Source organism: Pseudomonas sp. NBB, assembly GCF_032701105.1.
Lineage (GTDB): Bacteria > Pseudomonadota > Gammaproteobacteria > Pseudomonadales > Pseudomonadaceae > Aquipseudomonas > Aquipseudomonas asiatica.
The window spans coordinates 2,435,607-2,460,305 of sequence record NZ_CP103994.1 but is presented as its reverse complement, the minus strand read 5'-3'; the positions used below and the strand labels follow the sequence as shown (position 1 = coordinate 2,460,305).

The 24,699-nt window shown below is 61.2% G+C and carries 21 protein-coding genes; 9 read left to right on the top strand and 12 right to left on the bottom strand.

The window, feature by feature from the left end; translation table 11 throughout:
* Positions 1-43: 43 nt before the first annotated feature.
* Entirely contained in the window at positions 44-1,075 is a 1,032-nt protein-coding gene (pstS, locus tag NY023_RS11400; RefSeq protein WP_003259756.1) for a phosphate ABC transporter substrate-binding protein PstS, read from the bottom strand.
* Positions 1,076-1,364: 289 nt separating this feature from the next.
* Between pstS and NY023_RS11395 the strand changes: the two genes are divergently transcribed.
* On the top strand, positions 1,365-1,742 hold the full coding sequence (locus NY023_RS11395) for a hypothetical protein (RefSeq protein ID WP_024086821.1): 378 nt from the start codon (positions 1,365-1,367) through the stop codon (positions 1,740-1,742).
* 101 nt (positions 1,743-1,843) lie between these two features.
* Here the strand turns inward: NY023_RS11395 and NY023_RS11390 are convergent, their stop codons facing one another.
* The gene (locus NY023_RS11390; protein WP_013972143.1) at positions 1,844-2,077 is read right to left on the bottom strand and encodes a hypothetical protein; all 234 of its coding nucleotides are present in this window, start codon (positions 2,075-2,077) and stop codon (positions 1,844-1,846) included.
* A gap of 245 nt (positions 2,078-2,322) precedes the next feature.
* On the opposite strand from NY023_RS11390, the gene NY023_RS11385 reads away from it, so the two are divergent.
* From NY023_RS11385 to NY023_RS11360, 6 genes are all read left to right on the top strand, one after another.
* Positions 2,323-3,198 (top strand): universal stress protein, encoded by an 876-nt coding sequence (locus tag NY023_RS11385; protein ID WP_044046968.1) that lies wholly within the window; start codon positions 2,323-2,325, stop codon positions 3,196-3,198.
* Positions 3,199-3,541: 343 nt separating this feature from the next.
* The gene (locus tag NY023_RS11380) at positions 3,542-4,768 is read left to right on the top strand and encodes an MFS transporter (protein WP_013972141.1); all 1,227 of its coding nucleotides are present in this window, start codon (positions 3,542-3,544) and stop codon (positions 4,766-4,768) included.
* A 230-nt stretch (positions 4,769-4,998) separates the two neighbouring features.
* A complete protein-coding gene (locus tag NY023_RS11375) occupies positions 4,999-5,946 on the top strand; it encodes an IS110 family transposase (protein WP_038408539.1) in 948 nt (315 codons plus the stop codon).
* Positions 5,947-6,250: 304 nt separating this feature from the next.
* The gene (locus NY023_RS11370; protein WP_049798440.1) at positions 6,251-8,092 is read left to right on the top strand and encodes a potassium transporter Kup; all 1,842 of its coding nucleotides are present in this window, start codon (positions 6,251-6,253) and stop codon (positions 8,090-8,092) included.
* A gap of 105 nt (positions 8,093-8,197) precedes the next feature.
* The gene (locus tag NY023_RS11365; protein WP_238531273.1) at positions 8,198-8,653 is read left to right on the top strand and encodes a hypothetical protein; all 456 of its coding nucleotides are present in this window, start codon (positions 8,198-8,200) and stop codon (positions 8,651-8,653) included.
* Between the two features lie 135 nt (positions 8,654-8,788).
* Complete coding sequence (locus tag NY023_RS11360; protein WP_013972138.1) at positions 8,789-9,109, top strand: hypothetical protein; 321 nt, start codon at positions 8,789-8,791, stop codon at positions 9,107-9,109.
* A gap of 344 nt (positions 9,110-9,453) precedes the next feature.
* Here NY023_RS11360 and NY023_RS11355 read toward each other — a convergent pair whose 3' ends face one another.
* The gene (locus tag NY023_RS11355; protein ID WP_024088018.1) at positions 9,454-11,079 is read right to left on the bottom strand and encodes a methyl-accepting chemotaxis protein; all 1,626 of its coding nucleotides are present in this window, start codon (positions 11,077-11,079) and stop codon (positions 9,454-9,456) included.
* A gap of 252 nt (positions 11,080-11,331) precedes the next feature.
* Between NY023_RS11355 and NY023_RS11350 the strand changes: the two genes are divergently transcribed.
* The gene (locus NY023_RS11350) at positions 11,332-11,730 is read left to right on the top strand and encodes a tetratricopeptide repeat protein (RefSeq protein WP_024086815.1); all 399 of its coding nucleotides are present in this window, start codon (positions 11,332-11,334) and stop codon (positions 11,728-11,730) included.
* Between the two features lie 95 nt (positions 11,731-11,825).
* On the opposite strand, the gene NY023_RS11345 is transcribed toward NY023_RS11350, so the two are convergent.
* Complete coding sequence (locus tag NY023_RS11345) at positions 11,826-13,316, bottom strand: PLP-dependent aminotransferase family protein (RefSeq protein WP_013972135.1); 1,491 nt, start codon at positions 13,314-13,316, stop codon at positions 11,826-11,828.
* A gap of 78 nt (positions 13,317-13,394) precedes the next feature.
* Between NY023_RS11345 and NY023_RS11340 the strand changes: the two genes are divergently transcribed.
* Entirely contained in the window at positions 13,395-15,071 is a 1,677-nt protein-coding gene (locus tag NY023_RS11340; RefSeq protein WP_013972134.1) for a M24 family metallopeptidase, read from the top strand.
* A 151-nt stretch (positions 15,072-15,222) separates the two neighbouring features.
* On the opposite strand, the gene dapA is transcribed toward NY023_RS11340, so the two are convergent.
* The 8 genes from dapA to icmH all read right to left on the bottom strand — a co-directional run bounded on the left by dapA (position 15,223) and on the right by icmH (position 24,645).
* Positions 15,223-16,089, bottom strand: coding sequence for a 4-hydroxy-tetrahydrodipicolinate synthase (gene dapA / locus NY023_RS11335; RefSeq protein ID WP_013972133.1), 867 nt, complete (start codon positions 16,087-16,089; stop codon positions 15,223-15,225).
* Between the two features lie 121 nt (positions 16,090-16,210).
* Positions 16,211-16,363 carry a hypothetical protein gene (locus tag NY023_RS11330; protein ID WP_023661540.1) on the bottom strand — a complete coding sequence of 51 codons (153 nt, stop codon included), beginning with the start codon at positions 16,361-16,363 and terminating at the stop codon, positions 16,211-16,213.
* A 103-nt stretch (positions 16,364-16,466) separates the two neighbouring features.
* Complete coding sequence (locus NY023_RS11325; protein ID WP_044046965.1) at positions 16,467-16,724, bottom strand: PAAR domain-containing protein; 258 nt, start codon at positions 16,722-16,724, stop codon at positions 16,467-16,469.
* Positions 16,721-17,536, bottom strand: a complete 816-nt coding sequence (locus NY023_RS11320; protein ID WP_230491498.1) for a DUF6708 domain-containing protein — start codon at positions 17,534-17,536, stop codon at positions 16,721-16,723. The genes NY023_RS11325 and NY023_RS11320 overlap by 4 nt, the downstream gene beginning before the upstream one ends.
* Complete coding sequence (locus NY023_RS11315) at positions 17,533-20,760, bottom strand: T6SS effector BTH_I2691 family protein (RefSeq protein WP_316927900.1); 3,228 nt, start codon at positions 20,758-20,760, stop codon at positions 17,533-17,535. Before NY023_RS11315 ends, NY023_RS11320 begins: the two co-directional genes overlap by 4 nt.
* Complete coding sequence (locus tag NY023_RS11310) at positions 20,757-21,680, bottom strand: hypothetical protein (protein ID WP_038409327.1); 924 nt, start codon at positions 21,678-21,680, stop codon at positions 20,757-20,759. Before NY023_RS11310 ends, NY023_RS11315 begins: the two co-directional genes overlap by 4 nt.
* Complete coding sequence (locus NY023_RS11305; RefSeq protein ID WP_316927899.1) at positions 21,680-23,758, bottom strand: type VI secretion system Vgr family protein; 2,079 nt, start codon at positions 23,756-23,758, stop codon at positions 21,680-21,682. The genes NY023_RS11310 and NY023_RS11305 overlap by 1 nt, the downstream gene beginning before the upstream one ends.
* Positions 23,759-23,772: 14 nt before the next feature.
* The gene (gene icmH / locus NY023_RS11300) at positions 23,773-24,645 is read right to left on the bottom strand and encodes a type IVB secretion system protein IcmH/DotU (protein WP_013972125.1); all 873 of its coding nucleotides are present in this window, start codon (positions 24,643-24,645) and stop codon (positions 23,773-23,775) included.
* Between the last annotated feature and the right edge of the window lie 54 nt (positions 24,646-24,699).

Here is a 24,699-nt window from a genome sequence, read left to right as displayed (position 1 = left end):
ACCCGGCATGGCCGCCAGACCACACCGGGAGCGCCTGGGCGTGTTACTGGATGTTGGCGGACGCTTTGCGTACCTGGTCGACAACCGACGCTGGCAGCGGGATGTAGCCCATCGAGTCGGCGATCTTCTGGCCTTCGGTCAGGCTGTATTCGACCATTTCGCGCATGGCCTTGGCCTTGGCCGGGTTACCGTTGTCCTTGCGGAAGATCATCCAGGTGTAGGAGGTGATCGGGTAGGACTTGGCACCGTCCGGGTCAGGCAGCCAGGCCACCAGGTTCTCCGGCATCTTCACCGCAGCCAGCGCCTCGGCACCGCTCTCGGCGTTCGGCACTACGTATTGGCCGGCCTTGTTCTGCAGCTGGGCGAAGTCGACCTTGGCCAGCTTGGCAAAGCCGTATTCGATGTAGCCGATGGCGCCTGGGGTCTGGCGGACGGTGGCGGTTACGCCATCGTTCTTCGGCGACTTGATGAACTTGTCGCTGGCCGGCCAGTTGACGGTGTTGCCTTCACCCAGCGCTTGCTTGAAGTCAGCATTGATGGCCGACAGGTGCTTGGTGAATACCGCAGTGGTGCCGCTGGAGTCGGCACGCACGACCACGGTGATCGGGGTAGCTGGCAGTTTCAGCTCAGGGTTGGCCGCGACGATCTGCGGGTCGTTCCACTGGGTGATCTTGCCGAGGAAGATGTTGGAGTACACATCGCGTGGCAGCTTCAGCCCTTTGGGGTTGCCTGGCAGGTTGTAAGCCAGGACGATTTCACCGGCGGTCATTGGCAGCAACTGCACGCCTTCGCCGACCTTGGCGATTTCTTCGGCTTTCATTGCCGAGTCGCTGGCGGCAAAGTCGACGGTCTTGTTCAGAAAGTCCTGAACACCCGCCCCGCTCCCCTTGGACTGGTAGTCAACGGTGACACCGTCGGTTTCCTTGCTGAAGGCCTTGAACCAGGTCAGGTAGATCGGTGCCGGGAAACTTGCGCCGGAACCGGTCAGGCGGATGTTCTCTGCGGCAAAGGATGCCGAAGTGGCGCAAAGAGAAACGGCAACGGCGAGTGCAGCAGATTTCATCAGGCGTATCATCGAAAAGCGCTCCGTGTGATGGCCGGCACACTTTGCAGCAGCAATGTTACAGCTTTGTGACCGATGAATGGCAGGCCGCACGGTAGAGCCGTCTGGCGGCGCCATCACGGCAACATCAGGGGCCAGAGCCCTGGAGCGGTTCCTGTCTGAACCCTACGGCTTCGATGTGTCGGTTGAATGACTGTTTAGAGAGGGCAACCGGTTTGCTGGCACCGCTGGTCGATTACCGGGCACTCTGGCGTTGCCGCGGCATTCAACCGCTCATGTAAACCAGACGGGAGTGAATGCCATGCCACGCGGCGACAAGGACAAATACACCGACAAGCAGAAGCGCAAGGCCGAACATATCGAGGAAAGCTACGAGCACAAAGGCGTGCCGAAAGACCAGGCCGAAGCGCGTGCCTGGGCCACCGTGAACAAACAGTCCGGTGGAGGCGAGAAGAAAGGTGGCTCGGGTAAGGCTACATCCTCCAGCGAGAAGAAAACTGCCCGGTCGGACTCGGCCAAACGGGCGGCGAAGTCGCGCCAAGGTCATTCCCGCACATCGGGCAGCTCCCTGGAAACCCAGAGCAAGCAAAGCCTGATGAAGGAAGCGCGCAGCAAAAACATCAAAGGGCGCTCCACCATGACCAAGGCACAGTTGGTGGAAGCGCTCAAGCACGCATGACCGCAAGCCCTGAACCGGGCGCAATCCCTGTGGGAGCGGGCGTGCCCGCGAAGAACGCAATGTGATGCATGGCACCGGCTACGCCGGTGTCCGCCACAGCATCAACCATTCCCGGCGATATCCGCCGTGTCGGCATCCCGGCAACTGTTGCGGGATGCGCATACGAATTCCGCCTCGGCACGTGTGGGGTAGTTGAGGGTCAGGCGCAGCTTTTCCTGTGTGTCATAAAGGTCATAGCCCTCCCCTAACGTTGCGGGAAAGCCAATACTACGCGGGTAAATCTCTTTCTTGAGCGGCACAGCGGGAACCACAACAAAGCGCATCTGCATGATCATCCCCCTCCCGGCAGTCTCTTAGTATTAGTACTGCTACGGGAAAGCATCAAGTTGACTCATGCAAACAATCGCAATAGCCCTGCGAGCCTATCAGCCGAAGTGCTCCCTTGACGCACGTCAAGCCGCTGGGCCGGGTTCGCGCGACGATGGCTGTCAGCAAGGAACGAATCGAAAACCGCCATGCGCATTGTGCTCAAGGCCATCGCCATCGATCACTGTGCGCGGCCTTGGATAAGGAGTCCCACATGAGCCACCTGAACCACGTACTGGTAGCAACCGACCTGTCCACCTCCGCCCGCAACGCGGCAGAGCGCGCTGCGCACCTGAGCAAGGCGCAGCAGGCATCGCTGGACCTGCTGTACGTTGCCAACCCGGCCCCCTTCGAGCGCTTGAAGCAGCTGGTCGCACCTGGTGATGATCTGCTGAAGCGCGTGCTGGATACCGCTGGCGAAAAAATCCGCGCACTGGCTGCAATGCTGTTCCAGCGCCATGACATCGCCGCTGGCGTGCAGGTAGCGCATGGCTCGGTGACCACGGAGATCACCCGTGTGGTGCAGGATAAACGCAGCGACCTGCTGGTATGCGGGGCGAAGGGCCAGAGCGTAGCGCGGCGCCTGCTGCTGGGCTCCACGGTGCAGAAGATGCTGAACCGCATGCCCTGCCCTTTGCTGGTGGTCAAGCAGGCGCCACGCGATGCCTACCGGACCTTGCTGGTTGCAGTTGATTTTTCGCCTTCGTCACTGCGCTCCATCGAACTGGCAAAAGCCATTGCCCCACAGGCCGAGATCATTCTGTTGCATGTTTACGAAGCGCCGTTCGAAGGCAGCATGCGTTTCGCCCACATCGACCATGACACCCTTGCACACTACCGCAATGTCATCCGCAAGGATGCGGTCCAGCAGCTCGCGGCCTTGAGCGAAACCGCCGGAGTGGCAGATGCTCGGCAAATCTTGGTGCATGGCGACCCTGCCTGGCGGATTGCCGAGCAGGAACAAGAACTGGAATGCGACCTGATCGTGGTTGGCAAGCAAGGGGAAAGCGCGCTTGAAGAGCTGCTGATAGGCAGCGTCACCAAGCATGTGCTGAACGAATCCCAGTGCGATGTGCTGGTATCGCCATAGGATGCAAGTGATGTGGAGGACGCTTGCGTGTCCTCCACCGAAGCACCCGTCATCCACCGCGGCGCCTGCTTCGCGGGTAAACCCGCTCCCACATGGATCGCGCTGGCCTTCAGGTTGTGGGCACGACCGTAGCGCCCTCAGTTTTTTCTGGCTTCAGGCACCAAAGCATTTCTCCCCTCCAACAGCGGGCGCTCTGCGCAAGGCGTTTCATCGATTGCGCTGATGATTACTATCGAGCGACCCGCATGTTGGCCAGGCGAAACCGCCCCCTATAATCCCCGGCAAATTTCCCCCGCTCCTTGCGCCTGCTTCAGGCGACATCCCTATCTTGGAATCCAATACCATGCCAAGTGCCAGCCAGGCCCCTCGTGGCCTCCCCGAACATGATCAACAAAGCGTCAGCCAGCAGTGGCTGGCAATCCTTTCGGTCGCCGTCGGCGCTTTCGCCCTGGTGACCAGCGAGTTCCTGCCGGTGGGCGTACTCAACGATGTTGCCAGCGACCTTGGCATCAGTGCAGGCCACGCCGGCCTGATGGTCACCCTGCCCGGCATCATGGCCGCCCTCGCCGCCCCGCTACTGTCGGTGGGCATTGGCGCCCTGGACCGTCGCTACCTGCTGATCGGCCTGACGCTGATCATGATCATCGCCAATGCGGTGGTGGCCTACGCCAGCGACTTCAACCTGCTGCTGTTCGGCCGCGTGCTGCTGGGCGTGAGTATCGGCGGCTTCTGGGCAACGGCCATTGCCCTCAGCGGCCGCCTGGCGCCAAAGGGCGTGGGCGTAGCCCAGGCCACCTCGATCATCATGGTCGGCGTAACCCTTGCCACCGTGCTGGGCGTGCCGGTAGGCACCTGGTTGAGTGGCCTGATGGGCTGGCGCATGACCTTCCTGATAACCGCGCTACTGGGCATACCGGTGCTGCTGGCGCAGATCCTGTTGCTCCCGCGGCTCAACCCGGACAAAGCCATTCGCATCAGCGACCTGCCGGCCCTGTTCATCAACCCACAGGCGCGGGTTGGCCTGATTGCCGTGTTGCTGATCGGCCTGGCGCACTTTGCCGCGTACACCTATGTCGCGCCCTTCTTCAAACAAAGCTCCGGCTTCGATGGGCCTACCATTGGCTCGTTGCTGCTGCTTTATGGCGTGGCCGGGGTATTCGGCAATATCTTCGCCGGTTTCGCCGCCAACCGCAGCGTACGTCACACCCTGCTGCTGGTAGCGCTGATGATCGGCACCAGCACTGCCCTGTTCCCTCACTTCGCCACCGGCATGACCGGTGCCGCGATGCTGATCGGGTTGTGGGGCTTCGCCTTCGGCGCGTTCCCGGCCTGCGCCAGTATCTGGATGTTCGTCGTCGCGCCCAAGGATGTCGAACGTGGCATGCCGCTGTTCGTTGCCATGTTTCAGGTGATCATTGCACTGGGCTCGTTCTTCGGCGGTCGGATCGTCGACCAGCTGGGCAGCTCGGTGTTGCTGAGCCTGGCCACGGCCCTGGTGGGTTGCGGTTTCGCTACGGTGCTGGTGCTGGGGCGTAACGTCAGCAACAGCCTGGCGGCGCAACCTGGCTGACCAAACCATCGCCGGCAGGCCAGCTTGTATGGTTAGACTTGAAGGGAGGAGGAGGGACAAAGCCAGCTTCTGACTGTTAGCGCAGTACAGACCGTGGGAGATCTCGCCCCTCCTCCCTTTTCACCCAAGCGCCGATAAAGAATGCTTCCGGGCTCAGACCGACGAAAGACACAAGCCAGCGCCTCTGGGTGACCCTTCAAGTGCTTCAACACTATCGAGGAGAGTTGCTCATGGCAATGGTGGTTGCTGATTCAAAGCGGCTGATTGGCGTGGATGTGGCCAAAGCGGAACTGGTCATCTGGGACGATGAATCAGCAGAGCTCATAGCAATCCCCAATACCAAAGCAGCTATTAAGAAATGGCTCAAAGGCCTCTCGGGTGCGATGTCCGTGGCCATCGAGGCGACCAACATCTATCACGTTCTGTTTACGGATCTGGCCTTTGAGTTTGGGCATACGATCTACGTGGTAGATGGTTACGCCCTGAGCCATTACCGCAAAGGCGTCAACGTACGCGCTAAGACAGATGCAATTGATGCCCAGCTGTTGGCCCGCTATCTGAAGAACGAAGGACAGGACCTTACGCCTTGGGCGCCGCCACCGGCTATCTATCGACAACTTCTGAGCCTGTTTCGGCGACGTGCGGGACTGGTCCAGGCACGAACCAGCCTGTCTCAGGGATGGGCTAATGAACCGCTACTTAGAGCCGCCTTCAAGACACATCTGCGTGCGATGCAGCGGCTTGAGCTGCTGGTGGAGAAGATGATCAAGGGTCTGCTGGAAAAGGCCGGACTGATGCCTCAGGTAAAGCGCTGCATGAAGGTCGAGGGGATTGGTTTTCTAACGGCTGCACGCCTGACTGCGACGTTTCAGCGTGGCAACTTCAGCGGGGGTGATGCGTTTATCGCCTTTTTGGGTATGGATCTGAGGATTGCGCAGTCGGGGCAGAAAAAAGGGCAATCCAAGCTCACGAAGCGAGGAGACCCCGAAGCTCGACGCCTCCTTCACAACGCAGCCATGTCGGCATGCCGCACGGCAGTATGGAAATCGTACTACGAAGAGCGCCTGGCACGTGGTTTTAGCACGACAGCATCGCTTGTCATGCTCGCACGCAAATTGGCGCGAGTAGTATTTGCCCTACTGAAAAGCGGAGATGAGTATCGGTCAAAAGCCGCTTAAAAAACTTCCCTAAAACCATAGAATCTCCCACAGGGACCACGTAAACTCTTGAAGTCTGCGCTGTACCTGTGGGAGCTGGCCGGGCCGCAAAGCGGCCCCGAATTGCTTAACTGACAAAATATTGGGGCGCTGGCTGATTTTTTACGCTCTTTTTACGACTGAGCCGGCAGACAGAAGGAATACTGGGGCGCGCGATGCTCAGGGATGGCATGCATTTATACCCGCCAGTCCAGAGAAACCTTTCGTGAGCCAGCCCACCGTCATCGCAAATCAATCCCTTCCCGCCAAGTCCAACCCTGTCGGCATGCTCGTCGCCGCTGTCGGCGTGGTGTATGGCGACATCGGCACCAGCCCGCTGTACACCCTCAAGGAGGTGTTCGCCGGGCACTATGGCGTACAGGCCAACACCGCTGGCGTACTCGGAGTGCTGTCGCTGGTGTTCTGGTCGTTGCTCTGGGTGGTATCGCTCAAGTACGTACTGTTCATCCTGCGTGCCGACAACCAGGGCGAAGGTGGCATCATGGCCCTGACCGCCCTGGCGCATCGGGCGGCGGCGCCCTACCAACGCCTGGGCAGGATACTGGTGCTGCTCGGCTTGTTCGGCGCCGCGCTGTTCTACGGCGACAGCATGATCACGCCGGCGATTTCCGTGCTATCGGCCGTCGAGGGCCTGCAACTGGCCTTCGACGGTATCGAGCATTGGGTCGTGCCACTGTCGGTGGTGGTGCTGGTGGCCCTGTTCCTGATCCAGAAGCATGGCACCGCGCGCATCGGCATCCTCTTCGGGCCGATCATGGTGCTGTGGTTCGTCGTGCTGGGTGCACTGGGCCTGCACTGCATCGTCCAGCGCCCGGAGGTGCTGCAGGCACTCAACCCGCTCTGGGCGGTGAAGTTCTTCGTGCTGCACCCGGGCATGGGCGTGGCGATCCTGGGCGCGGTGGTGCTGGCGCTGACCGGCGCCGAAGCGCTCTACGCCGATATGGGGCACTTCGGCCGCAAACCCATCGCCCGGGCCTGGTTCCTGCTGGTGCTGCCCGGCCTGGTACTGAACTACTTCGGCCAGGGCGCACTGATCCTCGGCGACCCGCAGGCAGTGCGCAACCCGTTTTACCTGCTGGCGCCCGAATGGGCCCTGCTGCCCATGGTCGGGCTGGCCACGCTGGCCACCATCATCGCGTCCCAGGCCGTGATTTCCGGTGCGTTCTCGCTGACGCGCCAGGCCATCCAGCTGGGCTACGTACCGCGCATGTTCATCCAGCACACCTCCAGCGAGGAACAGGGGCAGATCTATATCGGTATGGTGAACTGGGCACTGATGGTTGGCGTGGTGCTGCTGGTGGTCGGCTTCGAGTCGTCCGGGGCGCTTGCAGCAGCCTATGGCGTAGCCGTGACCGGGACCATGCTGATCACCACACTGCTGGCTTCGGCAGTGGTGCTGTTGCTGTGGAAGGCACCACGCTGGCTGGCGGTGCCGATGCTGCTGGCATTCCTGCTGGTCGACAGCCTGTATTTCGCCGCCAACGCGCCGAAGATCCTCCAGGGCGGTGCATTTCCGGTGATTGCCGGCCTTGCACTGTTCACCCTGATGACTACCTGGAAGCGCGGGCGACGGATGATCGTCGAGCGGCTGGACGAAAGTTCGCTGCCGCTGGACCTGTTCATTACCAGCCTCAGGGCCCAGCCGCCTCACCGCGTGGGCGGTACTGCCGTATTCCTGTCCGCCAGGCCCGAGGCGGTGCCTCACGCCTTGCTGCACAACCTGCTGCATAACCAGGTACTGCATGAACAGGTGGTGCTGTTGACCGTCGTGTTCGAGGACGAGCCACGGGTCAACGCTGGCAAGCGCTTTGAGGTCGAGGAGTTTGGTGACGGCTTCTTCCGCGTGAGCCTGCATTTCGGCTTCATGGAGGAGCCCGACGTGCCGTTGGCGTTAAGCCGCTGTCAGCGTGCGGACCTTGAGTTCGGCCCCATGCGCACCACTTATTTCCTCAGCCGGGAGACGGTCATTGCAGGCAGGCAGATGGGCATGGCCCGCTGGCGTGAGCACCTGTTTGCCTTCCTGCTGAAGAATGCCAACAGCAACCTGAAGTACTTCAAACTGCCGCTGAACCGGGTGATCGAGCTTGGCACTCAGGTCGAGATCTGAGCAGTCATGGACCACGATCCTTTTGTCAGGACGACAGAACTTGCAAAGCCGCTGCTTGTCTTACCAGCACCTGAGCTCTACCTGCGCCGTTGGAGGCGAAACAACATGAGAAAAACCCTGGTGGCCGTCTTTGCGTGTGCTCTGGCATTCGGCGCGACGGCAATGTTACCTGCCGATATCTCGCCGATGGGTTCCGCGTATGCCAAAGGCGGTGGCGGTGGCGGTGGCGGTGGCGGCCACGGTGGTGGTGGTGGCCACGGCGGCGGCAATGGCGGTGGACGTGGCGCCGGCATGGGTGGGCACAATGGTACTGGCAATGGTGCGGGTCTCGCGGGTGATCATGCCGGCAAGGCTACGCGCGATCATGGTGTGAGCGGCAATCATTATGGAAGCTCACGTAACCAGGACAACGGCCATGGGACCACCACCTCAGGCATTGCCCAGTCCAAGGATACTCGCGGCTTGACGAAATCTACCGCTATCTCGGGGACTACGCCCGGTGATCACAATGCCAAGGGGCTGAGCGGCGCGGTACAAAACTCCTCCAAGAATGATCGATGAGCTTAAGGCTGCCAGGTACTGAAAGGGCCTGGCAGCCGCTTCGTCGAAAGGCTGCGCACTGCGGAACTTAAAAGGCAACCTTATGTCGTATCCGCACTCAAATTTCCCCCCTGCGCCTTTTGGAAGCGAACAAACATGAAAAAAACCCTGGTAGCCGTCTTTACCTGTGCGCTGGCGCTCGGCGTAACTGCATTGTTGCCTGCCGATGTCTCGCCGATTGGTTCCGCATATGCCAAAGGTAATGGCAATGGCGGTGGCAAAGGTGGGTTCAACGGTAATGGCGCCGGCTACGAGAGTGATCATGCAGGCAAGGCCACCCGCAACCATGGCGAGAGCGGCAATCACTATGGAAGCCTGCGCAATGATGACAACGGCCGTGGCACTACCCGGTCCGGCATTGCCCATTCCAAGGAACACAACAAGGCCGGGCGCTCCTCTTCGAAGCACGATCGATAACTGAAAGCGCAGATGGCGTGCCCTCGAACCGGGCGATGCGGTTGATGGCACCGGCTGCGCCGGTGTTCGCGGGTAAACCCGCTCCCACAGGTACGGCGCATTTCTTCAGCTGATGGGCTCCCTGTGGGAGCGGGCATGCCCGCGAAGCAGGCGACGCCGTGGATGGCACCGGCTGCGCCGGTGTTCGCGGGCGCGCCCGCTCCCACAGGTATGGCGCATTCCTTCAGCTGGTGGGGTCCCTGTGGGAGCGGGTTTACCCGCGAAGCAGGCGACGCGGTGGAAGGCACCGGCTACGCCGGTGTTCGCGGGCGCGCCCACTGCCACAGTCTGGTGCCCGCCAAACCTCAAACCCTGAACCGCGCCACCAACGCCGCCATCTCCCCCACCAACCCCGACAACGCCTTGCTCGCCTCACTGGTCTGCTGCGCCCCCGCAGCCGAGGATGTCGACAACTCGCGAATGTTCAGCAGGTTGCGGTCTACCTCTCGCGCCACCTGGGCCTGCTCTTCGGCTGCGCTGGCAATCACCAGGTTACGCTCGTTGATCTCGCCGATCGCACTGTAGATACCCTCAAGCACCTGCCCCGAGGCCAGGGTCACGTCCAGCGTCGACTGGGCGCGGCTGGTACTGGCCTGCATCGAGGTCATGGCCGCTTCGGTACCCGCCTGCACGCGCCCGATCATCTGTTCGATTTCCTGGGTCGACTGCTGCGTGCGGTAAGCCAGTGTACGCACTTCATCAGCCACCACCGCAAAGCCGCGCCCGGCCTCGCCCGCACGGGCGGCCTCGATGGCGGCATTGAGTGCCAGCAGGTTGGTTTGCTCGGACACCGAGCGAATCACTTCCAGCACTTTGCCGATGTCCCGCACCTGCCCGACCAGTTGCTCCAGATGCGCGCTGCTGGCCTGGATCTCCCGAGTCATGGCCTCGGTGCCGTCGATGTTGTCGTTGACTTGCCGGCGGCTTTGCGCCGCCAGCTGGTTGGATTCGCTGGTGGTCTGCGAGGTGGTGATGGCATTGCGCGCAACCTCCTCAACGGCCGTGGTCATTTCGGTAACGGCGGTAGCGGCCTGCTCCAGCTCCTGGCCCTGCTGGCGCAGGTTGTTGGCGCTTTCCTCGGTGACCATATTCAGCGCCGTGGCGGCTGCGTCCAGCTGCCTGGCACAGTTGCTGATCTGCCCCAGGGTGTCGCGCTGGCTCTGCTGCATGCGCTCAAGTTCATGGAACAGCTGGCCGATCTCGTTACTGCCCTGCCCCTGCACCGGCACGCTCAGGTCGCCGCCGGCAATGCGCTGGAAGTGCCGGCCAGCTTCGCGCAGCGGGTGCAGCACGCGCTGGGCAATAAAGGCCCAGCACAGCACCGCCAACACCAACGTCACGCCCAGCAGCCCCAGACTCAGCAGTTGGGCGCGCGCCAGGCGCCGGTCGGATTCCAGCATGATCTGCTGACCGCGCTCACTCAATGCGCCAACCAGCTGCTGGCGCAGCGCCTGCAGCCGGCCCATGGCGTTGCCGGCGTCGGTGTTGACCTTGAAATACTGCTCGAGTGAACGTTGACGGGTTGCCTCACGCTGCCCGGCGACCGCCTTGGCATACTCGCCGTAGGTGGCCTGCAGTGCCGTTGCCAGTGCGTGCAGCGCAGGCTCGCGGGCGTTTTCGACAAACTCGTCCACCAGCTTCTGGCTCTTGTCGTTCAGCTCGACCGACAGCGCCATGCGCTTGTTGGCGCTTTCCTCATGACCACCCAGCTGCTCGATGAAGCCCGAGGACACATTGGCACTGGCGCGAATCGCCATCAGCAACGCATTGTTCAACCGGTCCGACTGGTGCGCGGTCTGGTCCAGTTCGGTGATCTGCTGGTCGCTGCCCACCGCCGCCCGCCAGGCACTGACGGTGGAAAACAGCAGGGTCACGCTGAACAGCGACAGCACCCAGAACATTCCGGTGCGGATCTTCAGGTTGGCAAGCATGGGGGCAGTACTCCTTGTTGGCACCACTTCTGGTCGATGATTCGACGGTGGGTGTGCTGCTATCGGAGGTACTACCCCAGGCTTGAGGCGCCGGAGTGCGGTTATGGGCGGTAACCGAACAGATGTTGTCGAGGCACATACCGGCAACGGGCAACAAGCCGACCAGGCGGGAACTTCAACGCTCCAATTCGGTCGATAGCATCCCCTCGCCCTCCAACCTGGCCCGCCCAAGCCCTGCCGAGTCTTCCGCCGATGCCCAGCACACCTGTTCTGTCAGCCCTGCTCCTGTTGTTCAGCGCAATCACGGCACAGGGAGCACTGGCCGGCGAACGCTACGCGCCCACACGCAGCAACAATGCTTCGACGGTGCTGATCGAAACCGCCTCGCAACAGTATGCCGACGGCCAGCTGGACCAGGCGGCGGCCACCCTGGAGCGTGCGCTGCACATTCAGCCGAACAACCCGGCAACATTGCACTACCTTGGTGTTTTGCGCCTTCAGCAAGGGCAGTATGAACAGGCCGAAACCCTGGCGCTTCGCTCCAACCTGCGTGTTGGCAACAATCACGCCCTGCGCAGCCGCAACCTGCAGCTGATAGAAGCCGCGCACAAGGCCCAGGGCTCGGGCATGCTGCCGACGGCTGCGCATTGACGGCGGCAAGACGCTGCGCGCGACGCTATTGTTCTGCCCGGTGATATAGGCAACTTCGTCGCTGGTCAGGACTGCCAGGCAGGCTGTCCATTCTACTACCCGGTAATCGCCTTCGCCGCCTGCGCCAAACGTTGTGTAGCCAGCCGGATTTCATCCATGTCCAGCGAGGCGAACCCGAGGCGCAAGGCATTTTCCGCATGACCAAACGGCGAAAACTGCCGGCCACTGCGTACCACCAGGTCCAACTCCAACGCCTTGCCAACCAACTGATCCACATTGATCTCGTCAGCAAACCTCACCCACAGCGCCAGCCCACCTTCCGGCTCGCGCACGGTTACCTGCTCGCCAAAGGCATCGCGCAAGCAAACCAACAGTGTCTCTCGACGTCGGCGATACTCCCGGGTGACCCGACGCAAGTGCTTCTTCAGTTCGCCATCATTGATCAAGTCCGCCAGCATCTGCTGCATCACCGCATCGCCCTGCCCCAGGGTCAGCGTCGCCCTGCGTTCGAGCGCTGCGGCCACCTCCGCCGGCGCCACGATGAAACTGCAACGGAACGTACTGCCCAAGGACTTGGACAATGAGCCAATGTAGATCACATGCCGCTGCTGACGGTCGCTGGCCAGCGGCAGGTAAGGCCTCCCGGCAAAGTGGTATTCATGGTCGTAGTCTTCCTCGACCACGCAGAAGTCGTGCTGCCGCGCCAGTTCCAGCAACTGCTGCCGGCGCCCGGCAGGCAGGCTGACCGTGGTCGGGAACTGGTGATGGGGTGTGATGTACAGCATGCGTACCTGGTGCAGCCGGCACAATGCATCGATCTGCTCGACCCGACAGCCCTCCTCATCCAGTTCTACGGTGACCAGCCGGGCGCCCAGCTGGCGGAAGATCTCCCACGCAGGCGGATAGCTCAGGCGCTCTACCAGCACAACGTCACCGGGCTTGAGCAGCACGCTGGCCACCAGGTACAGCGACATCTGCACGCCCTGGGTCAGGCAGATATGCTCGGCGCCAACGTTCAGGCTGCGATTGTGCCGCAGCATGTCGGCCAAGGCGCTGCGCAGGGAGTGGCTGCTGCACGCGCTGCCATGGCGCACGGTGTTGGCGGCAAAGCTGTTGCGCAAGGCATTACGGTAATAGCGGTGCAGAACGGTCTGCGGCAGCAGGCGGTGGTCACAGGCACCGTTGTCGAAGAACAGCGCACCCGGCCGATCCTGCTGCGCGGCAGCCTGTTCGTTGGCCGCGAAGTAGGCAACGGCAGGCTCCTCCTGGAGCACCAGGGCAAAGGGCTGCGCTGCGTCGGGCTCGGTCAGGGTGCCAGCCGCCAGCTGCCGACTGACGAAGGTGCCACGGCGCTGCACGCTTTCCAGCCAGCCCTTGGTCTCGGCTTCCTCGTAGGCGAGGATCACCGTCTTGCGATTGACGTTCAGCAGTTGCGCCATTTCCCGCGTGCCAGGCAACGGCGTGCCGGGGCGCAGGCGGCCCTCGGTGATAGCGGCTACCAGGCCCTCGACGATCTGCCTGTACGAAGCCTGCGGCTGCGCCCCGTCGAGCTTGAGCAGCGGCTGCCATTTGCTAAGCTGGACCATGTGAATTAACCGAAACTGGAGGTTCTACTGGTCCTGGACTATAGCAACAATCGAACCTCCACTTGCCCCGAGGTGCCTATGCAGAACCGCCACGTGATTGAATTGTCGCCCTCGGGCAAAACCTTCGACGCCAGCCAGGAGCTGCTGCTCGATGCCATGCTCGCCAGCGGTCTGCCGGTGCCCTTCTCATGCCGCCGCGGCGCCTGCGGCTCGTGCAAGGTCAAGGTGGTGTCGGGGCAGTATCGGGACAAGCAGCGGACGGCAGACATGCCCGCGCCCTGCTACCCCCTCGCCGCCGACGAAATGTTGCTGTGCCAGAGCCACGCCTGCAGCGACATGCGCCTGGAAATCCCCGGCTGGTCCCTGGAAACCCAGGCGCTGGAAATCCACGCGCAGGTTCATGGCAAACGCGAACTGAGCGCCGATATCGTCGAACTGGTGCTTCAGCCTGCGCAGCCGTTGGCGGTACGGGCTGGCCAGTACGTGCGCTTTCGGCTCGCCAACGGCGACAGCCGCTGTTTTTCCATCGCCAACCTGCCCGACCGGGACCAGGGGAAACTGGTGTTTCACATCCGCAAGGTCAGTGGCGGCCTGTTTACCGAACTCCTGCTGCCAACCCTGCAAGCAGGTGACACCTTGAAACTGGAAGGACCGGTGGGTGCCTGCACCTGGCAGCACGAGGCCCAGCGCCCCCTGGTACTGTTCGCCACCGGTACAGGTTACGCCGGCATCAAGCCATTGCTGCTGACCGCCCTGGCAGGTGATGCCGAGGTCACGTTGTACTGGGGCGGCAGATCGGACGCCGACTTCTATGACCGTGAGTTTCTCGACCAGGCCAGCCGTGCACACGCTCACTTTCGCTGGCACCCGGTGCTGTCGGACCAGGCGCGCGTGCAGCAGGTGGCGCTGGCCCAGGCCCATCGCTGGGCCGACACCCAGGTCTATGCCTGCGGCAATGCCACGATGATCAGCCAGGTTCGCGAGCAGTGCCTCGCTGCAGGCCTGCAGCCCCATCGTTTTGTCGCGGAGGCTTTCGTTGCCAGCGGCACACTGGCGCCAGAGGCTTCAACAGCCAGCCCGTTGCACCCGGAGCTGGAAAAAGTCGGCCCACGCTACTCGCTGGACGGCATGCTCGCTGCCCGCGAGCAGTCGGTGCGGGCCGTTGCTGCGATAGCGAACCAGCTGAAAGTCGGCATGACCACTGCCCAGGCGCTGGAGATGGCCGCGCAAACCTTGCAGGCGATGGGTGCATCGCACACCTGGCACCCGACCTACATCCGCTTTGGCGACGACACCGTGCGCACGCCGCGGCAAGGCATTGATCTGCAACGTGTATTACGTACTACGGATATCGTCGTGGTCGACGTCGGCCCGGTATGGGATGGCTATGAGGGCGACTATGGCGACACCTTCGTGTTCGGCCAGCACGAGCTGCACCACGCCTGCGTCAAGGCACTGCATGAGGTGTTCGACGAAACCCGCCAGGCCTGGGGCCGTGGCTTGACCGGGCGCGAACTGTACGACTTCGCCGAGCGCAGTTCCCAGGTAAAAGGCTGGCAGCTGGAGCGCAACCTGGCCGGGCATCGCATCGCCGACTTCCCGCATGTGCTGTATGGGCAGGACAAACTGGCCGAGGTGGAAATCGTCCCGAGCGAAGTGGTGTGGGTGCTGGAGATCCAGTTGTGCCACCCTAGCGAGCCGGTCGGGGCGTTTTTCGAAGACATCCTGATTGGTGAGGCCAGGTCGTTCTCATAGATTCAGAAGCAAGCGATCCGCGTACCCTGTGGGAGCGGCTTTAGCCGCGAAGAATCCAACGCGCTGCATGGCACCGGCTGCGCCGGTGTTCGCGGCTAAAGCCGCTCCCACAGGGGCCTTGCTGATTCAATGAGTTATGTGCCGTTCTATCTCAAGCACCGAGCGAATCCAGCACGCCTTGCAGCTTGCCCCGGGTCATCTCGGTGCACGGCTGCATGGGCTCTCGCAGTTCGTCGCTCATCAGCCCCTGTAGCTGCAAGGCCGCCTTGACCACAGCCGGGTTGGGCTCGGCAAAGGCCATCTTCATCCAAGGCAGCAATTGGTAGAACGTGCCGCGCGCGGCTACCCAGTCGCCATGGTCGACCTGCTGCAGCATGCGCACGTACAGGTCGGCCCGCACATGCGCCGAAGCCGAAATGGCCCCTGCGCCACCCAGGCACAGGTTGTTGAAGATCTGCACGTCCTCACCGGCCAGCACCTGGGCGTGGCCGTCCTGGATCAGTGCCATGGTGGTCTCGCTGTCACCGCCGCAGTCCTTCACCGCCGCGATGCGCGGGTGGCGCACGATGCGGCGCAGGGTTTCACGCTCGATACGTACCCCGGTGCGGTAGGGTATGTCGTAGACGATCACCGGTACGCTGGCGGCATCTGCCACGGTGCTGAAGAACGCTTCGATGCCGGCCTGCGAAGGCCGGATGTAGCACGGCGCAGGGACCAGCAGCCCGCCAATCTCACGCCGCTGGATTTCAGCCTGGAAGGCCAACAGCTCGCGCAAGTTGTAGCCCGACAGGCCCATCACCACCCTGCCCGGCTCCACCCAGGCCAGCACGGCATCCAGCACAGCCAGTTGTTCGGCCTTGGACAGCGCCGCCGCCTCGCCCGTGGTACCGCATACCACAAAACCGGCCACACCCTCTTCGAGCAGCTTCTTCACCAGTTTTTCCAGGGCGGCGAAGTCGACTTCATTGGCGCGCAATGGCGTGACGAGGGCAATCCAGATACCACGGAAATTCGACATGCAAAAACTCCTGATGTTGACCGAAAGTCAGCGTCAGCAGGGCGGAGAGTCGAAGTGGTCTGGCAGGGATACCTGGCGCCTTCTGTCTCGTCAGCCCACCTGACGAGACAGCGCGCCTCGGTCAGATGAGCGGCTGTTTCTTGGATTTCTTGGCAACGGCAACGCACGCGCCTGCCTGGGCGATGAAGCCCGAAGCGAAAATGGCGTGGTTGGAAATGGACATGCCGGCAAGCCCGTTGCGTGGATATGGCTGGATAATGGTGGCGCGGCGCACTCGGTGTCAACACCGAGATAGCAAACCCATCCGGCTGCGTCGGTGTTCGCGGCCAAAGCCGCACAGAGATCTGTGGGCCCGATCTTGTACAAGAGACATTTGATCAGTCCAGCATCCACACATCATCGCCCTCCTCCAGCACACCACCGTGATCCGTCCGGTCTCCTTTACGCGCCACAGCCGCGCCCTCAATCAGGAAATGCTCGGCTCCACTCTCAATCACGGCACCGCACGTGGTCCGATCCCCCACCCTGGCAACCGCCCTGCCATTGAAGGTGTACGTGGCACTGCCGCTTTCCACTTCGTTGATGCCATGCAGCGGACAGACATGTCGATGGCCTACAAGTACGACAGGATTCATTGGGCCTCTCCTTCTGATGGCCCGGTGCGAGATTCACGGTCTATCTCCTCTGGCCAATTAACCTTGGGTGCCAGGCAATGCATGTGGCTCAGGCCATCGTCATCGTTCCAGTCACGGGGTGGGTGCACGAACTTCGGCAGGGCTTCGGGACCTTGCTGCATGAATAGCCGGGCGATGGCCCAGTAGGCTTCGCCGTGATACAGGTCGTGGGTGAAGAAGACGCGGTCGATGACTTCGTTGGTTTCCGGGTTGCGGACCGACAGCATGACGTTCTCGATCAGGCCACCGTGGCCTGGGGCGTAGACTCGGTAGACTTCGGCGGTTACGTCGTCCCAGTTGTAGGCGACCGGTTTGACGCCCCAGTGTTTGCGGCTGAACAGATAGATGTAGTGGAATCTGAATTGATAGAGATAGATTTTGCGTCGTAGGCGATTGAAGCGAATGGGTTCGTCCCGTGGGAGCAATAGGTCCATTTTTACATATGTCGCAGTAGCCCACATGCCAATCAAAATCGCTAGCGATGAGAGGATGTCAACGCCCCAATTATTCGACCAGTAGATACCAAAAAACCTCCAATGCATGTAGATTAATGCACCCACAGAAAAAACCAGAATTGGTCCCCCTATCAGCACTGCGACACCACGCAAACTGACAGTAGATCGGGGAAGCTCCAGGAACACATCATCACAGTAGTTTGGTGGCGGATCTATATCTTCAAAGCTTAAGCGCGGAGCTTCATCCGAACTGACACCAGGCAGATCATGACTCCAACACAGAGCTCGCTCCGAAAGGATCCTGGGCTTAGTTTTCATTCGTTAGCCTCCTTAATGCAGACCTCAACATATGCGTCTGGCAGCCTTCTATCCGGCCAATAACTTATTAGCAGTGTCGCGGCTCTAATGGTATGCGACCCAATCGTAGCTATCAGATTCACAGCCCCCGTAATTTCTAGCCAAGACATATGCGGCTCATTTTGGCTAGGCGACCGTAGTATTTTTTCAACTAAAATATCACTCTTATAATCGGGCAACCTCGGCTGAAAAAAGTCATGGACTGTTGCCGCTTTGGTAAGCGCCTCGGCTCGGACAGGTTGGTATTCATCAAGAACAACAGTCTCTCCGCCACTGAAGTCGGGGAAGGTTCCGTCACCATGACGATGTACAACAAGCATCAAACGATAGGCCGAATGCTCATCACGGTATTTGGGCAATATGATTTGGAATTTTAGCTTTTGCTCTAGTTCCAAGCTAAGCAACCCACCAATCTTAGAAGTGGCCGGGTCGCTTAAACGCTTGGATTCGAAATGAATCGCCGCATGTACGCCGAGCGTGGCGGCATTGAGCTCTGCAAACGCTATATCTGCATATTCAGGTGTCTTCCAAGACACGACCGGATTTTCATCGTTAGTCCCAAAGCAGCAGCGTCGCACCCAGCGCTCTAATGCATTAGATTCGCTTTCTTCAGCTGACTTGGCAAATGCGTAAGCGATGAGAGCCAGTACGATAGCCAGACCTAAAGGCCCTAATAGGACGGGTTTGAAAATTGCATAGACAAACATTCCAGTTGAAGAGATGTACACAAGACCTGCACTAAAATAATTCCTCGCTGCTAGGTTGTCCCCAGCTGCTCGTGTACGGTTAGCGGCAGAAAATGCTTGTGCCGTATCCAAAACCCCGGTTATTGCACCTATCATCGCACCGATTTTTATCAGCGACACTCCAGTTTCTGAGGCGCCCTTAGCCCACGATATTCCAGTATGCTTAGTACTTGAGTTCAACAAGAGCCCTATTAGCTCGATACTCCCTCCCAATATTCCCAAGTACGATCCTTGCAATGCCAACCTGGCCTCATGCGCCTTCGGCCCGATCTCCGTTTCCGCCTTTTCCTGATTCCTGCCCAGGCTGTCCTGCTGTAAATACAACCCGCCTATCGCCAGCAGGACCTCCCAGCTGCCAGCAATCCCGCGTAACCCAGAAAAACCGGTTTTTACCAATCGAGCCGCCTGCTGCGTCGTGATCTTCATCCCGTGCAACAACCTGCGCGCATCGGTTTCCAACGTCCCCGCCGCCACCGAGATATTCACCAAGGCAAGCTGTGCCGCGCTGCTCGCCTGGGTTACCCCCATGCTGGCCTCCTTGAACAACCGCCCATGCACTTCCTCGGCCTTGCCCTCGACCCACACCGTCACGCTGATCATCGAATTGGTGAACCGCGGGTCGAGCACGGCCAGGCTCATCAGCCCGTGCTGGATGATCGGCCGCACCTTGCGCATGGCCTTCATCGAGCCAAACTCGAAGTCATCGATATTGCGGCGCATCCGGTCCCGCGCCTCGGCGATCGACGCATTGGCCTTGTGCTGCAACTCCCGGAGGTGGGCGCTCTGCAAGGCGTAGTACTCGCCCAGCTTCATCTGCACTTCCAGCTCGATCAGGTGGACGCCGTTGTAGAGAAACTGCGTGGCGCTGTTCAGATGCCGCACGGCCTTCTGAATACCTGGCGATAGACATGGCGCCAGCCGCTGACTGGCCGCATTGAGCGCACCCTGCGTTTCAGCAATGGCCTGCTTGAGGGTATTGCGCGTGCGCAGGCCGGCGTCATCGCTGGCGATGATCTTGCTCAGCATGCCGTAAAGCTTGTCGCTGTCGTTCCAGTTGATCGCTTCTGTGGCGGAGAAACTGGGCAGCAGCCCGGCCAGCAGTGCCTGGTCGCGCATCAGCAAGGCGCGGTAGGGCGGGCTGTCAGGGTCCTGCAGCCATTTCAGCCAGAGCAGTTCGCTGGTGCCGGAAGCGGGAACATGCGGTTCAAGGCGGGGGACGACAGCTTCCGTAACGCCACCACCCAGGCACAGGGCCATGGTCTTGGCGTAGGCCACCCCGGACTCACGATCGTTACCGTCGTAGTCGTATGCCTCGGCCACCTTGAACATGGGCGTATCGAACAAGGCAACGTACGCCTGGGCATCCTTGTCGATGTAACGCTGAAACTCACGTTCCTGCTGCTCATAGTCAGCCTGGAACGCGGCCCGCTGCGGTTCGTGGTAGCGCTCTTCAAGCCGCTCGTCACTCTCCTGCTGCGCACGCTCGACCAACAGCTGCCGCTCGACTGCCGGGTCGGTGAACACCGGTGGCCCATCACCCGTCATCGGTTCCAGCGACGGCACCTTCTGCGCCGCCCATTCCCTGTGCGTGGCGCGAATGATCTGCAGGATCTGCGAGGTCTGCAGCTGATAGGCGCGCATCGGGTCTTCACGCCAGGCCTGACGCTTCAGTACCCAGTTCAGGCGCTGATGGTTGTACTCCTGAATCAGCCCGACAGTGTCGTCGAGCACCACTGCCAGCACGCCGTTTTCCAGCTGGTGCCGGTTGATCGCATTGACCAGATACCCTCGCAGGGCGAACCGGCGCAACCAGCGGCTGTGGAAACCATGCGCACTGTCGAAGGGGGCACAGCCATGCTGGGCGTACTCGAACACCTGCTGGTCGACCCCAAGCTTATCGGGCGTCATGGCGATGCCCAGCAGTTCGGGATTGTTGCGGGCCTGAATCAGGTCCAGGCCCTCGAAGCGATGCGCAGGCGACGCGCCGCTCTTGTAGGCGTTCAGCACGCTCACCGGCCAGGCGTCACTGGAGAAGGCCAGCCAGGCGCTGGTGTACCTGCCGGTATCGAGGTTGAGAAAGGCCGAAGGAATGTCGTGATCTGCGTTCACGCATTTTTCGGGCAGCGGCGACGGCGGGCCATCTGGCGGCTCGTAAGGGTTGAAGCGGCGCAGGTGACCTTGCTCGCTGACGGCATAGGCATGCCAGACCTGCTGGTCGAGCAGCACATACAGGAAGCCCCTGCGCAAGGTGCGCAAGCCGATCTTTGTCGAGATGTGCCGGTTATCCGCCACGATGGAGACACACTCGGGGCGGGTATCGGGCACCAGGGCGCGGCGCAGCGGCAGGATCGGCAGGCCCTGGCGCTCGCAGAACATGCACTGGTCGTGCGGCAGCCCGGCTTCGGCGATCGCGAGGGCAATACGTTGGCTGATGGTCATGAGCGATTCTCGGATTTCGGCAGGCATTCGATCAGTTGGCGCCATTGCGCCTCGGAGTAGCGGGCGAGCAACGCGGCAAGAGGCGCCTGACCTCTGGCCGCTGCATCGATCATTTCGCCCACCGCAGGCACGGTATGCAGCCTCGGGTGAATGCACAGGTGATGGAGAGCGAAGGCCACGATGTCCTCCATCGCGCTCAGGCCCAACCTGCGTGCATCATCGATATGGTTCGAAGCACGCACCGCAGCAAACGGTGGAATCTGACACTGATTGATGTGCTGCGAACCCGCCCGCAACACTCTCCAGGTAGCCAGCACACATTCGATCAGCCCCACGTCATCCTGAATTCGCCGCGCAGGGGTCGGCAAAGGGTGTCGCTGCCCGCTCTGCCCTTTCAGGCTTGCCAACCTCCCACCGCTACTCAGGAACAACCAGTCACTGATCGGCCACCATGGGCCTTGTTCAAGCCGCTCGAACGTCGCCGCAAGCAACTCCAGCCGGACGGGTTCGTAGACCGGGTAGCAGCCAAATTCCCGATTGGAATCGGGTAGCCGACACAAGGCCGTGAGATGAGACGCGACAGTGGCCGAAGGCGCCTCACTGAACAGCCAGCCACACAGGTAACGCCGTTGCTGAAACAACGCCCTCTGCGCCGCTCGGGCGGTCAGTTCCAGCAGACGGCGACTGGGGACCATGCCGGGCGAAGCCAAGCAGACCAGTACGGGATGCAGTTGGGGGGCATGGGCCAGGTCGGCCCGGTGCACACGGGTCAATGCCTGCTCACCCAGGGCATTGCGCAGCGGGGCAAGCACGGCGTGGTCGCCATCGTGAGCAGTCGCAAGCGGATCTATCAGCACATGGCAGTACAAGTGCGCCCCATGATGGCTTTCGATGAGCCTCGCCAGGTTGTCAGTGCGCATCAGGCCTTGGCCTCGCACTTGTTGCTGGCGTCAGGCGCAAGCGTAAGTGGCTGGCTGTTTCCAGTCCCTGACGCAGCCGCGCTGGTTTGCCCCAACAGCTCGAGCTTCAGCCCGTTGATAGTGATGCCCTGCCCGTCCAGCACAATGCTGCCGCCCGCGGTTCTGAACTCGATGCGCTCACTGGCGCGCAGCTGATAGATCGTCGTATGTTGCTCGATGCCCTGCCCGACGGTGACCTTTTGCGTACCTTTGACGACCAGCTCGGCGTCTTTCCCGACAAGGGCCCGGTGATTGGCCCCTGTTGATTCGCTACGGTCGTTGCCTATCTTCTCGATCAGGTCCTGCTTGATGTCTACGTGGCAGGTTTGCCCAATGAGCTGGGTATGGTCACCCCCGGTTTCCTGGCGGAAGTCATTGCCGATATTCAAGTGCTCATCATTGCCGACCTGCTCGACACGATTACGCCCCACACGCGTGGTCTCATCATTGCCGACTACATTGTTCTGGTCCCGCTGGGCATGGATGAACACTTCTTCCTTGCCGAGTTCGTCCTCGAAGCGCAGCTCGTTGAAACCATCGCCTTTGTGGGTCTGGCTCTTGATGGTCATGCGGGTCTTGTGTTCGGGCAGGTCATACGGCGGCAGTTGGTCGCCGCAATAGGTACGCCCGGTGATCATCGGCTGGTCGGGGTCGGCGTTGACGTACTGGATGATCACGTCCTGGCCGATGCGCGGGATAGCCATCGAACCCCAGCTACCGCCGGCCCAGCCTTGCGACACGCGCACCCAGCAGGAGCTGAACTCGTTGTTCTCGCTCTCCCGGTCCCAGGGGAAGCTCACCTTGACCCGGCCCCACTCGTCGCAGTAGATCTCTTCCCCGGGCGGCCCGACGACCGTGGCCATGTGCGGGCCGTCGATGCGTGGCTTGGGCAGTGGCGCCGGACGCCATTCGATCCGGCCGGGCACCAGCACGGCTTCCTGCGAGTAGCGCGTTCCTTGTTCGGCCCCGGCAGCTTCTTCCTGCAGGCTGGTGAACTGGCTGCCCTCGTGACGTACACGCATCACACGCCAATGAGCGTTGAGGTCTTTGCGCGGGTGTTCGATGAGGGTAAAGCTCAGCCCCGGTTGCAGCCGCACATCGTCACCCTCGACTTCGGCAATACGGGCGTCATGGCGCAGGGCCGTCAGGCGGGTAGCGGTAAAGGGTACACCGACCGCATCGCGCTTGTAGCGGCCGGGGTAGTCGAAGCGCTCATAGTCCCGGGACTGATGGGTGATGCTACTGTCACCTGCGCGGTGTTCCTGCCGGTACTGCGGGTTGGTGAAGGTGTAGTCCCGCTGCACCTGACGTGCAGTGCGCACCTGTTCGCTGTAACGCAGGCGGCGCAGACAAGGCCTGGCCTGGTCGCCACCGCTGTTGGCGCGGTACAGCACCTGGTCGGGGCCAATGTCGTCTTCGTCGAAGAAGCCTTCATCCTCGTCGTCGGCCTTGAGCGCGCTTCGGCTGATCTGCCCCAGCGCCAGCAGTCGGTCGGTGATGACCAGCTGGTGATGTTTCGGCGTGTGCTCGAAGCGATAGACGAAACCCTCTTCCCCCGCCAGGCGGGCGATGAAGTCGAGGTCCGTTTCACCGGCCTGTACGCAGAACTCGCGCACCTGATGCTCGCCCATGCTGTTGATTTCGAAACGGGCAATGCCCTGGCGCTTGAGCATCAATTCGAGAATCTGCGGCACGGTCTTCTGCTGGAAGATGCGCCAGTTCGAACGTAAGCCGGCACGGGCCAGCACGGGCTCGACCAATGCGCGGTAACGAGTGCGATAGAACCCCGTTTCACCCTGGCTGAAACTGCTGACCAGGCCGTGCACATAGCGCAGGGGGCGCTCACCGCGCCAGATCGTGAACAGCACTGGTTGGTCGAGCAACTGGCCGAAGTCGACCTCGTCTTCAAAACTGATCAATTCCAGTTTCAGCTGGAACGGTGAGCTGATCATTTCGTCGAGTTCGAACGAAACCACCTCGAAGTCAATCTGGCCAGCCAGCGGCTGGAAGGTGAAGCGCAAGTCGGATTGGCTAGGCATGCGGATCCCCTTTGCTACTGCTGCAAAATGCCGTTGAGCGACTCCAGCACCTCGGCGGTGATCAAGCTCAGGCGGTAGCTGTAGTAGCAGTAGGCGCAGACCATGGCGATGGCGGAGATCACCAACGGGCTCCACCAGGGCCATTCCCGACGCCGCATACGGTGGGGGCGAGGGACCACGTTGGTATAGGGATCGCCCGGGAATTCCGGCGTGGGGCCGCGCAGTTCACGAATGACCTTGTGCATCCGCGAAATCAGGGCGTTGATGATTTCATCGCACTTCGGGTCCAGGGCGTACTTGCCCTTCAGGCCCAGGCAAAAGCAGAAGTACAGGAACTCCAGCACATCCTGGAACTCCTTGGGCGACTGCATCAACCGCTCCAGCAACACGAAGATCTTCTCGCCACCCTGGGTTTCGCCATGGAAGATGCTGAGCAGCGGTTCGTGACTCCAGCACGAATTGTTCCCCCAGGGCCGACTCATCACGGCCTCGTCCAGGTAAAGGCACAAGGCATAGGAATAGGCTTCGAGGTGCACAGAGGAATAACCGTGCTGCTGTATTTCCTCGCGGATTGTGCTGATCTGAATCTGCAGGGTCTTGTGCACCTGTTCGATGTTGGGCAGGTCATCCAGCGTACGCAGGCGTATGACCAGGCCGAACAGCGGGTTGGCCGCGTCGAGCATCAGGTTGGCGAAGCCGCCGCGTAGCCGGAAGTCCGGGTCGGCCGGATAACCCTCATGATCCGCGCGCCCGCCGTGGCCGGGTGGATAAGGTGAATCGCTGCCCTCCGGGACATCGAGCATGGCATGCAGGCTGCTTTCGGTTACGTCATGGGCAGCGTTGGCGGCCTGTGGTTTTCCAATACGAACAGCAGATGGGCCGGGCATGAAGAGGTCCTTGTCTTCCAGTTAGGCTGAAGACATGAACACTATCGGGGAATC

Coding starts and splice junctions, on each gene's coding strand:
- NY023_RS11385 (WP_044046968.1), top strand. CDS start 2,323: ATGAGCCACCTGAACCACGTACTGGTAGCAACCGACCTGTCCACCTCC.
- NY023_RS11370 (WP_049798440.1), top strand. CDS start 6,251: ATGCTCGTCGCCGCTGTCGGCGTGGTGTATGGCGACATCGGCACCAGC.
- NY023_RS11350 (WP_024086815.1), top strand. CDS start 11,332: ATGCCCAGCACACCTGTTCTGTCAGCCCTGCTCCTGTTGTTCAGCGCA.
- NY023_RS11380 (WP_013972141.1), top strand. CDS start 3,542: ATGCCAAGTGCCAGCCAGGCCCCTCGTGGCCTCCCCGAACATGATCAA.
- NY023_RS11320 (WP_230491498.1), bottom strand. CDS start 17,536: ATGAAAACTAAGCCCAGGATCCTTTCGGAGCGAGCTCTGTGTTGGAGT.
- NY023_RS11395 (WP_024086821.1), top strand. CDS start 1,365: ATGCCACGCGGCGACAAGGACAAATACACCGACAAGCAGAAGCGCAAG.
- dapA (WP_013972133.1), bottom strand. CDS start 16,089: ATGTCGAATTTCCGTGGTATCTGGATTGCCCTCGTCACGCCATTGCGC.
- NY023_RS11355 (WP_024088018.1), bottom strand. CDS start 11,079: ATGCTTGCCAACCTGAAGATCCGCACCGGAATGTTCTGGGTGCTGTCG.
- NY023_RS11325 (WP_044046965.1), bottom strand. CDS start 16,724: ATGAATCCTGTCGTACTTGTAGGCCATCGACATGTCTGTCCGCTGCAT.
- NY023_RS11315 (WP_316927900.1), bottom strand. CDS start 20,760: ATGACCATCAGCCAACGTATTGCCCTCGCGATCGCCGAAGCCGGGCTG.
- NY023_RS11310 (WP_038409327.1), bottom strand. CDS start 21,680: ATGCGCACTGACAACCTGGCGAGGCTCATCGAAAGCCATCATGGGGCG.
- NY023_RS11345 (WP_013972135.1), bottom strand. CDS start 13,316: ATGGTCCAGCTTAGCAAATGGCAGCCGCTGCTCAAGCTCGACGGGGCG.
- NY023_RS11305 (WP_316927899.1), bottom strand. CDS start 23,758: ATGCCTAGCCAATCCGACTTGCGCTTCACCTTCCAGCCGCTGGCTGGC.
- pstS (WP_003259756.1), bottom strand. CDS start 1,075: ATGATACGCCTGATGAAATCTGCTGCACTCGCCGTTGCCGTTTCTCTT.
- NY023_RS11375 (WP_038408539.1), top strand. CDS start 4,999: ATGGCAATGGTGGTTGCTGATTCAAAGCGGCTGATTGGCGTGGATGTG.
- icmH (WP_013972125.1), bottom strand. CDS start 24,645: ATGCCCGGCCCATCTGCTGTTCGTATTGGAAAACCACAGGCCGCCAAC.
- NY023_RS11365 (WP_238531273.1), top strand. CDS start 8,198: ATGAGAAAAACCCTGGTGGCCGTCTTTGCGTGTGCTCTGGCATTCGGC.
- NY023_RS11360 (WP_013972138.1), top strand. CDS start 8,789: ATGAAAAAAACCCTGGTAGCCGTCTTTACCTGTGCGCTGGCGCTCGGC.
- NY023_RS11390 (WP_013972143.1), bottom strand. CDS start 2,077: ATGATCATGCAGATGCGCTTTGTTGTGGTTCCCGCTGTGCCGCTCAAG.
- NY023_RS11340 (WP_013972134.1), top strand. CDS start 13,395: ATGCAGAACCGCCACGTGATTGAATTGTCGCCCTCGGGCAAAACCTTC.